1 pseudogene is annotated in these 1,536 nt (G+C 39.6%); it reads left to right on the top strand.

The window, feature by feature from the left end:
* Positions 1 to 197 precede the first annotated feature (197 nt).
* Positions 198 to 1,536, top strand: a pseudogene (locus tag IQ247_RS32135) (glycine dehydrogenase); the annotation flags it as partial.

Genomic DNA, 1,536 nt, shown 5'->3' with positions numbered 1-1,536 from the left:
CTCCGGTGCTACTAACTCTTAACTCTTAACTCTTAACTCTTAACTCTTAACTCCCAACTCCTAACTCCTAACTCCTAACTCCTAACTAATTTCTGCCACTGTTTGTATAATTGTTGCAAAATATTAATTAGTAACGTGTGGAGACTAATTAGTTAGTGGTGATTTACGCCCCTCGTACCTCGTCTAATGATGAGCAAATGGTTGAAAACAATCAATCATTAATTTCTTTTGCACAAAGGCATATCGGAGTATGTTCTGATGATGTCGCAAAAATGCTGAAGATTTTGGGTTTTGATAATCTGGATGAATTGATTGATCGAGCAGTTCCCCACGTGATTCGTACCGATGGTAATTTGAATTTACCAGCAGCCGAAAGCGAATATGCTGCTCTAGCACAGTTAAAAGAAATTGCTTCGCAAAATCAAGTTTTCCGTTCTTTTATCGGTATGGGGTATTACGACTGTATTACTCCGGGAGTAATTCAACGGAATATTTTAGAAAACCCTGGTTGGTATACTGCTTATACTCCTTATCAAGCGGAAATTGCTCAAGGAAGACTCGAAGCGCTGTTGAATTTCCAAACTTTAATTATTGATTTAACGGGTTTGGAAATTGCTAATGCATCGCTGCTTGATGAAGCTACCGCAGCAGCGGAAGCCATGAGTATGAGTTATGGTGTTTGCAAAAATAAAGCAGATACTTTCTTTGTTTCCCAAGAATGTCATCCCCAAACAATCGCCGTGTTACAGACACGGGCAGAACCTTTGGGAATTAAAATTATTGTGGGGAATCACGAAACTTTTGATTTTTCTGAGCCAATTTTTGGAGCTATTGTTCAATACCCTGCTACTGATGGTACGATTTATGATTATGGCGATTTTATCGAAAAAGTCCATGAATCGGGAGCTTTGGTAACGGTAGCAGCTGACCCTTTAAGCTTAACTTTATTAACTCCACCAGGAGAATTTGGTGCTGATATCGCTGTTGGTAGCACGCAAAGATTTGGTATTCCCTTGGGGTTTGGGGGACCTCATGCGGCATATTTTGCAACTAAAGAACAGTATAAACGGCAAGTTCCGGGGCGGATTGTTGGTTTATCAAAGGATGTTCAAGGTAAACCTGCATTGCGTTTAGCGCTACAAACCCGCGAACAGCACATCCGACGCGAAAAAGCAACTAGTAATATTTGTACCGCACAAGTATTATTAGCTGTAATGGCAAGTATGTATGCGGTTTATCATGGACCTGATGGAATTAAGAAAATTGCTCAAAAGATTCATTTTTTAACTGCGAAGTTAGCTGAAGGACTCAAAAGCCTTGGTTACAACATTGACTCGGAGTATTTCTTCGATACACTGCGAGTTAATTTAGGAAGCTCTAGTAAAGAAGAGATTTTACAACGTTGTCAAGCTAAGAAAATCAACCTCCGCATTTTGGATGATAATTCTCTAGGAATTTCCCTCGATGAAACCACTACCGAAGCAGATGTACTAGATTTATTAGAGATTTTCGCTTTAGAAAACGAACTATCTTCCC

The organism is Plectonema cf. radiosum LEGE 06105 (assembly GCF_015207665.1).
Taxonomy (GTDB): Bacteria; Cyanobacteriota; Cyanobacteriia; order Cyanobacteriales; family Nostocaceae; genus Rivularia; species Rivularia radiosa_A.
Note: the sequence above shows the minus strand (reverse complement) of the source record. Positions and strands in the feature narration are given on the sequence as shown.